This window comes from Vallitalea maricola (assembly GCF_036985595.1).
GTDB classification, from domain to species: Bacteria; Bacillota; Clostridia; order Lachnospirales; family Vallitaleaceae; genus Vallitalea; species Vallitalea maricola.
In genome coordinates, this window is the sequence record NZ_BTPU01000061.1 from 70,602 (window position 1) to 77,958 (window position 7,357).

The 7,357-nt window shown below is 33.7% G+C and carries 16 protein-coding genes; 2 read left to right on the forward strand and 14 right to left on the reverse strand.

Annotated features, from left to right (window positions below):
* Window positions 1-174: 174 nt before the first annotated feature.
* Entirely contained in the window at window positions 175-1,191 is a 1,017-nt protein-coding gene (locus AACQ14_RS17185; protein ID WP_339364819.1) for a hypothetical protein, read from the forward strand.
* Window positions 1,192-1,311: 120 nt separating this feature from the next.
* On the opposite strand, the gene AACQ14_RS17190 is transcribed toward AACQ14_RS17185, so the two are convergent.
* The 6 genes from AACQ14_RS17190 to AACQ14_RS17215 all read right to left on the reverse strand — a co-directional run bounded on the left by AACQ14_RS17190 (window position 1,312) and on the right by AACQ14_RS17215 (window position 2,926).
* On the reverse strand, window positions 1,312-1,536 hold the full coding sequence (locus tag AACQ14_RS17190) for a hypothetical protein (RefSeq protein ID WP_339364820.1): 225 nt from the start codon (window positions 1,534-1,536) through the stop codon (window positions 1,312-1,314).
* 108 nt (window positions 1,537-1,644) lie between these two features.
* Entirely contained in the window at window positions 1,645-1,986 is a 342-nt protein-coding gene (locus AACQ14_RS17195) for a hypothetical protein (RefSeq protein WP_339364821.1), read from the reverse strand.
* An 89-nt stretch (window positions 1,987-2,075) separates the two neighbouring features.
* Entirely contained in the window at window positions 2,076-2,315 is a 240-nt protein-coding gene (locus AACQ14_RS17200) for a hypothetical protein (RefSeq protein ID WP_339364822.1), read from the reverse strand.
* A gap of 24 nt (window positions 2,316-2,339) precedes the next feature.
* Entirely contained in the window at window positions 2,340-2,507 is a 168-nt protein-coding gene (locus AACQ14_RS17205; RefSeq protein WP_339364823.1) for a hypothetical protein, read from the reverse strand.
* 15 nt (window positions 2,508-2,522) lie between these two features.
* Window positions 2,523-2,729: a hypothetical protein gene (locus AACQ14_RS17210; RefSeq protein ID WP_339364824.1), complete on the reverse strand. Its 207-nt coding sequence runs from the start codon at window positions 2,727-2,729 to the stop codon at window positions 2,523-2,525.
* A gap of 32 nt (window positions 2,730-2,761) precedes the next feature.
* The gene (locus AACQ14_RS17215) at window positions 2,762-2,926 is read right to left on the reverse strand and encodes a hypothetical protein (RefSeq protein ID WP_339364825.1); all 165 of its coding nucleotides are present in this window, start codon (window positions 2,924-2,926) and stop codon (window positions 2,762-2,764) included.
* A 165-nt stretch (window positions 2,927-3,091) separates the two neighbouring features.
* Here AACQ14_RS17215 and AACQ14_RS17220 point away from each other — a divergent pair, with 165 nt between their 5' ends.
* Window positions 3,092-3,277, forward strand: a complete 186-nt coding sequence (locus tag AACQ14_RS17220) for a DUF362 domain-containing protein (RefSeq protein ID WP_339364826.1) — start codon at window positions 3,092-3,094, stop codon at window positions 3,275-3,277.
* Between the two features lie 17 nt (window positions 3,278-3,294).
* Here the strand turns inward: AACQ14_RS17220 and AACQ14_RS17225 are convergent, their stop codons facing one another.
* Genes AACQ14_RS17225 through AACQ14_RS17260 form a run of 8 tightly spaced genes read right to left on the reverse strand, consistent with a single transcriptional unit; the run spans window position 3,295 to window position 7,288 of the window.
* Window positions 3,295-3,534, reverse strand: coding sequence for a hypothetical protein (locus AACQ14_RS17225; RefSeq protein ID WP_339364827.1), 240 nt, complete (start codon window positions 3,532-3,534; stop codon window positions 3,295-3,297).
* Between the two features lie 28 nt (window positions 3,535-3,562).
* A complete protein-coding gene (locus AACQ14_RS17230; RefSeq protein ID WP_339364828.1) occupies window positions 3,563-3,769 on the reverse strand; it encodes a hypothetical protein in 207 nt (68 codons plus the stop codon).
* A gap of 22 nt (window positions 3,770-3,791) precedes the next feature.
* Window positions 3,792-3,989: a hypothetical protein gene (locus tag AACQ14_RS17235; RefSeq protein WP_339364829.1), complete on the reverse strand. Its 198-nt coding sequence runs from the start codon at window positions 3,987-3,989 to the stop codon at window positions 3,792-3,794.
* Between the two features lie 15 nt (window positions 3,990-4,004).
* Window positions 4,005-4,262 carry a hypothetical protein gene (locus AACQ14_RS17240; protein ID WP_339364830.1) on the reverse strand — a complete coding sequence of 86 codons (258 nt, stop codon included), beginning with the start codon at window positions 4,260-4,262 and terminating at the stop codon, window positions 4,005-4,007.
* A gap of 54 nt (window positions 4,263-4,316) precedes the next feature.
* Window positions 4,317-5,603, reverse strand: coding sequence for a DNA cytosine methyltransferase (locus tag AACQ14_RS17245; protein ID WP_339364831.1), 1,287 nt, complete (start codon window positions 5,601-5,603; stop codon window positions 4,317-4,319).
* Window positions 5,604-5,628: 25 nt separating this feature from the next.
* Window positions 5,629-5,907, reverse strand: a complete 279-nt coding sequence (locus tag AACQ14_RS17250; protein ID WP_339364832.1) for a hypothetical protein — start codon at window positions 5,905-5,907, stop codon at window positions 5,629-5,631.
* A gap of 3 nt (window positions 5,908-5,910) precedes the next feature.
* Window positions 5,911-6,825, reverse strand: a complete 915-nt coding sequence (locus tag AACQ14_RS17255) for a helix-turn-helix domain-containing protein (RefSeq protein WP_339364833.1) — start codon at window positions 6,823-6,825, stop codon at window positions 5,911-5,913.
* Window positions 6,826-6,838: 13 nt separating this feature from the next.
* The gene (locus AACQ14_RS17260) at window positions 6,839-7,288 is read right to left on the reverse strand and encodes a hypothetical protein (protein WP_339364834.1); all 450 of its coding nucleotides are present in this window, start codon (window positions 7,286-7,288) and stop codon (window positions 6,839-6,841) included.
* Between the last annotated feature and the right edge of the window lie 69 nt (window positions 7,289-7,357).

Below are 7,357 nucleotides of genomic sequence, written 5' to 3' on the forward strand. Positions count from 1 at the left end.
AGTTTAGTGGCTAGACTTATTAATCATTTTTATATCACTTAATGTAACTCCTTAATTCCTACTTATGTCCCGATTATGTCTGGTTCATTACTGACTGTGTCCAAATGCATTGTACTTGTTATAAATCTGTATTATACTCCTTGTATTATATAAAAAAGAAGGGATTGATTTTATATGGCAACCTATTATATGCTAGTATATTGTAATGACGGACCGGATACACCTACTAAATTTCTTATAGGAAGAAGAAATAAAGAAGGATACTTTTTCCACAACAAACAACAATATGGTGGTGAAGCCATACCAAGAAAACCTCAAGAATTTTCCCCATCACAAACACCCGAAAAATTAGTTTTGCCCGGTGGAACACCTGACTCCAGTTCAGGTGACCCCTTTAATCTTGCCAATACCGAATTCATTGAAGAAACAGGTGTCGATTTACTTAATAGCTATGATATACAAGATGTATATGTACAAACTATAAATGATTATAGAAGACAGCCAGCAGCTTACATAGTACAAGTCAAATTAATCAATGGTATTTTTCAAACTCTCGTAAACCAAATCAGTAGAAATATGGATGATAAGAAAATAAAAGTAGATGCTATCAAAGATAGACCTTATCAACAAACTATGCCCGAATGCGCCATCCTAGATGATGAACTAAGTGGTGTGGAAGTACTTGAAACTGGTACTCCTGAATTTAATACAGCTCTGCTAGAAATGGATACAAAAGACCCAAATGCACGTTATAAATATAGAGGTTGGTTTGCAGAGGGTATTGTTAATTGTGTTAATAGAATTTATGATTTACAGCTTGACACTACCTTTAATAGCATAAGTAATGTTAATGGTTGCGTCCATGATGCAATTTTTCGTCTGAATCAAATACTTAATCGCCGTCCTCACGAGTCTGCTGAACGCCGTCCTTACGAGTCTGCTGATCGCCATCCTCACGAACCTGCTGATCGCCGTCCTCACGAGTCTGCTGATCGCCGTTCTCACGAGTCTGCTGAGCACCGTCCTCACGAGTCTGCTGAGCGCCGTTCTCACGAGTCTGCTGAGCACCGTCCTCACGAGTCTGCTGAGCGCCGTCGTCACGTGATTGATGAGCGCCGTCGTCGTAATGAACGCCGTCGTCGTGAACGCAGTCGTCGTGAACGCAGTCGCAGTCGTAGTCCTAGACGATAGATTGATTGATGAATAGTATATTATTCGCACTAATTACTATTCATCTTCCCCACTAAATATAATCTTTGCTCCTACCATTCTGTTGTTTCTATTTCTACTGGACAATCATTTTATTTAGCTTCATCTATTTATCTTACTTAATATGTCATTAATCGGTACATATTGCCCTTCATTATGTAAATCACTCTCTTCAACATCACTTATATAGTCTGTTCCATATTCTTCGTTGTACCATCTCCATGTATCTTCTATTGTCATTGTTGATACTATAATGCTACAACCACCAATTAATATACTTTTATCATTCTTATTATCATTTCTATCTTCACTTAATTTAATTTCCACAAAGTTCTTTAATAGCAAGTCTAATACATTCCCTCCGTTCTTTCAGAATATCATTGGTCATTTGATTGAATCTCCTTAATAACATATTCCCCTATCTTTAACCAAGCTTTAACAATTAACTCTATATTCTTCTAATAACTTATTCATAACTTCTATGTCACCTTTTTTACGTCTTATATATCCTTGTTCCTGAAGCTTATTTAAGTCACTGTATATTATTGATCTACTAGCGTATATATTAATGCCTGGTCTCCTTAATTCTTTTACGAAATATTCTCCTGTAGAACTGCAATACATACTATATTCATAATCGCCTTTGGTAAAAATATTTCTATGTACCATACCTCCATCAAAATAAATGGTAGCTTTCCCTGTAGTAATTCTTCTGCAATTATCTGCTATGATCTTCTTAATGTTTTCTCTTCTGATAGTTGTGTTCCCCTTAATCAAGTCATCACTCCTTTGTTAAACCAAGTTTTCCTATTTGTCTTTCCCTTCTAGCTTCTTATTTTGTCGAAATTAAAATGATGGAATATAGATCATCTAATCCCGCAACTTACAAAGCTATCAAATCCAGTGAGTAATTCATCCAATATAAGCTGAGATTCCATAAAATTAATTAATGTATAATTGGTCTTGGTAATTCTTATACTTAATAATGTAGTTGATAGTACCAGTATAAAAACAATTACTTTTAGAGTTCTTACATTTTTTTCATGCTTCTGAACTTTCACTTCAAGAGCATGGATTCTTTCTTCAATACTTTTCTCTTCTTCCAATCCTCATCCTCCTTCCCTAATCTACTATTTTGTAGTTACCACATTAAAAGAACCACATATAGTACATTCTTTCATTACATCAGTTTTTCCATCTGTACGTTTTTCTCTTGCAATACAATGCATTGTTTCCATATTGCACTTGGAACAATGCTCTAAATTCAAATCATAATAGTCTAATAAATCATTTTCCATTATTACACCCCTTAATTAATCAATATCCTTTAACAATGGTCTATCATTAAATTTATTCCTATAGATTTTCCCTAGAGCATCATTCAAACCTAAGCGACCATGTGTTTTCGCTCGTTCAGAACCACATATGAAAATGTATTCCATTCCACAACAGGTTCTTCTATATTCCAAAGTTATGTTTAACGCTGCTAATTCTTCTTTTACACTTTTAAAACTAGGCATATGCTCCTCCTATATTAACCTTTATTGGTTTGTTATACTTCTTCGATGAAACCTTTACTTAATAAACAATCTAAGCATTCTCCAAAACACCAACTCTGAGGATGATTACAATCATCTATTTCAATGTTCTTAGCTTCCTCTTTGTTTAAAATAGTACCTGCTTTATGATTTAAAGTATCTCTTAATACTTGATACATGATAATCCTCCCTATAATTATTTTTACTATTAAGTTTTTTACTATTTAACATATTATTTCACTCATTAAATTAAAGTTAATCTTGTTTGACTTTTATGTAATTGAATATTTATCAGCACCAAGGATAAAATAACTTTATATTACTTAAGCTGGAGGTCTTTTTTTATGAAAATAGTAGTTGATAAATCTCGTTGTCCTCAAAATCATCCTTGTCCTTCTGTAAAAGTCTGTCCTGTAAATGCTATAAGTCAAGAAGGTAATAAAGCTCCAATAATTGATTATGATAAATGTATTAAGTGTAAAAAATGTATTTCCTATTGTCCAATGGGAGTTTTTAGAGTTGAACGTTAATTTGCTTTTTTTGTTTCCTAATCTCTATTAAGTTCATTAATCGCCAGTCTTATACGTTCTCTCCGTTCTTCTAAGATATCATTTGTTTTTTGGTTAAATCCTCTTAATAATATATTTGGTGCTAATTCACTTTCTAAGAATCCAACTAATTCGCCACCCTCAGAAATGAGACTTTCAACTTTTTTCTTGCCTAAATAATGAGTATTATCAATGATTTTTATTTGTCCAACATCATCTTTAATAAGTACGTATTTCATGTTCATCCTCCTAACTCAACATTTTTCTTTATCTATTTGCCATGCGAAAATCTTTAAGGTCAAAGTATGAGTTCATCGCCAAATCTACATCTTTTTCATATCTTGTGTTTTTAGCTAATACCCCTACAAGTTCAATTATTTTACCTTCTGCTATTTTTAAATGACCATCTTCAATAGCACACTCAATTTCAGTGCAAACCATAATGATTTTTTCTTGTTTATTTAGTTTTCCCATCTATAATTTCACCTGCCTTAAATCAATTATCTTCTCTTAATTTATCCCTATGACAATTAGGGCATCTTGTTTCTGCTCCACCCTCTCCGTCATATATAAAATACCCACCACTCTCAGGAAGTCTTAACATGGCTTTATCAGTATCCATTTCCTCTAATTCAAAATTACAGTTTTCGCAGTATATTTTCATTTGATTAGGGAATATATTTTTATTTTCCATTCTTCCTCACCTTTCTTAATCAATGTCCCCTATGCTTTTCATAATTCCATATCCTGTTATAGCAATTGCATCCTGAAAGCATGTGTAAATTCTATATCTATTTTCACCAATCTTTTCTACTGGTTTATGGTGATCTGTAAGGAATAATCCTACACCATCTGTCTGCATAAATAATTGGTCTTTTTCAACTTCTATGTCTTGGCATACTTCTATTACTTCTTGACATGTATCGTTTATGTATAACTCTACTGTTGCTCCTTCTTGTATTTTCACCTTATGCGCTCCCTTTTTTTGAATCTAATATTTAGCTCATATACTAATCTTTTTTTATACTGCACATTTATCATTTAGTTCAATCAACTCTGGTAAATTTGCTTCTACTAGAGCCTTTGCAAATGGTGGCGGTACTGCATTACCACATCTTGCAACTTGTGCTGACTTAGGATATTTATTGTCTTTATGATCTTTCTCTATTATGTAATCTGGTGGAAATCCTTGTGCGTTGAATAATTCTCTTGGTTGTAACATCCTAAGTCCAATATCAATGATTTTGTATCGTTCGTTCTTTATTGTTATGAGTCCGAATCTATCTTTTGAGGTTATAGTATGTAATGGCTCATTTAGTTTCTGTCCTATGTCACATCCATAGTATTTTATTAAGAATGCTGCTACTATAGCATATCTATTTGAACCATCTATCGTAGTGATAGGTTTGTCCAGTTCTTGTCCTCTTACTTCATTTTCTCTTGTTTCTGTATGATAAGTTAATATAAAAGGTGTTATGAAACTATCTTTATCAAATCCTGTTTGTCCACTCCTAACTATATACGGTTTTGGATTATCTATTACAAATTTCTTTATTCCCTTTGCAATCCGTTTCATTGTGTTTTCTGCCAGTGGTCTTTTTCTATTAAAGATACTAGGGCAAGGTATAGACCAATCAATTATTTCAACTGCTGTTCTCCATGGTTTAAGGTTTTTACCTTGAATTGTTTCTGGATTACCATATGTGGCTTCTGTCCATATGATTCTTTTACCATCTGATCTTGCTATAAGAAAGAATCTTTTTCTTGTAGTTTGTGCTCCATAATCACATGCTCTTAGTTCTCTGTATTCAACCTTGTATCCATTTTCTTGTAAAGCCTTAATGAAATGATTGAATGTCTCTCCTTTTTTCTCTTTTATTACATTGCCTTCTTCATCAAGTGGACCCCATGTCTTAAATTCTTCTACGTTCTCTAGTATTATCACTCTTGGTTTAACGAAACTTGCCCATTTAACCGCTACCCAAGCAAGACCTCTTATCTTCTTGTTTTTAGGTTTTCCACCTTTTGCTTTACTGAAGTGTTTACAGTCTGGACTAAACCATGCTAAACCGACTTTTTTACCTTTGGTTACTTCCACTGGGTCTACTTCCCAAACACTTTCACAGTAATGTTTAGTGAATGGATGGTTTGCTCTATGCATTGCTATAGCAGCTGGGTCATGATTGATTGCTATGTCCACTGTTCTTCCTAGTGCCATTTCTATACCAACTGATGCTCCTCCACCACCTGCAAAGTTATCAACTATAAGCTCATAATTCTCTATATCGTTCAATGTCATTTGCTTCATGTTCTCACCTCGCCTAAAACTTTATCTATGGTTTATCAATGCTACTTAGCTTATTCATGTTTTCTTTCTCAAAAACCTTATCTCCTGTCATCTTTGCTATACACTCTATACCAAGTGTTGCTATATCTATGATGTTATCAGCCTTGTTAATCCTGATTCTGTATTCTTCACTGATTTTGATATATTTAGCTTCCTCAGCTGATTCTTTGAGGTTATAGAGAGTATGGTCACAGTACTGAAAATACTTGGAGCCATCTTCACCATTCTTCATTTTTTCTAGTAACATCATGGTATTATCTTTCATGCTTTAACCACCTTGAGATTCAAGTTCTTGTATTTTTTTAATATACTGAGCTTGAGTTATTTTTCCTAAGTCCAATAGATTTTTCAAGTCTAGCTTTTGTTGGAATATCTCGTATTGTTTACCATCCGTCTGCTCATAGTTAATAAAACCACTGACAGGCTTTTGCTGTTGCTTTGATTGTGGTTTTGCTCTATTGGCATATGTACCCTCTAGTATCTTGATGGGATTATCGCTCTTGATTAACCAGTCAAAGTTACATGAACACCATATCCCATCTCTACCTGATATGAAGTCACTTTGCTCTGCCATTTCAAATATTCTATAGAATCTTTCAATGTCTTTATTTACAACCTTTGATTCATAGAGTCTTTTAATAGCTTTCTTACGCTTGTCTGTGATTTTCAACACCTTTGGTAAAGAGGTACATGTTTCGTTGTACTTATCTACAATCTCCTGATAGATATTCTTTTTCTTTTCTGGAACTTCGTCTGGTTCATCTGTTTTTGAATATATATTATTATTACTTGTATTATTATCTTTTGTATTACTCTCTTCACAGTTTTCCGAAGGGGGGGTGTCGACTTCTCGAAGGGGGTCTTCGATATCTGGAAGGGGTACATTATTGTATTCACGATTAAATCCTTTGTTGGTTACTTTGATTATTCTCTTGATAATCTGTTTGCCATCTTTTATATATGCAATAGTTATATAACCCTTGGTCTCCAAGGATTTTATAATCTCTGAGCATCTATTCTTGGATAGACCGAAGAACTTAGCAAAGTGTTCATTTTTTGCATAGCACCCTCCACTATTATCCAATGAGTCTATTTCAACTAGAAATATTCGCTCTTGCATAGTTAGATCACTTGATAACCATATTTCTTTTGGTATCCATATCCCTTTAAAATCTCTTTCCATGTGTAATCCCCCTCTAATCCTCTTCACTGAGAATCAAGTCCTTTAATTCATTATCTATTAATTCACTGTCTATTGAGTCAGCATCTGTTGAGTTACTGGATGCTGATTCATCATCTCTTTTCTTAACTTCTTTAACTTGTTGTTTAGTGTTTGGTGCTCCAATAGTTGTAATACTCTTAACCTCTTCATCAGCAGGTGTTGAATCATTAGTGTTGTCAATAGGTATGTTATCAGTCTTATGATTACTGCTATTATTAATGCTACTATTAGTCTTGTCTTTACTTAGTAGTAAATCTAATTTGTCCTCTATTCTTGTCATACTTATAGCAATGTTTCTATATGTTTCATAGAATCTAACCGCTTCACATACGTACTGTGAAGCATTAGATTTATTGTTCAGCAGGTCAAGTATATCTTTGTTGTCCTCATTGAATGTGAGTAGTTTCCTTAGCTTATTACTCATAATACTCCTGCCTTCACTAATCCCACTACTTGGAAGCCTTTTACATTAGCCCACTGGGTATCTTGGTTA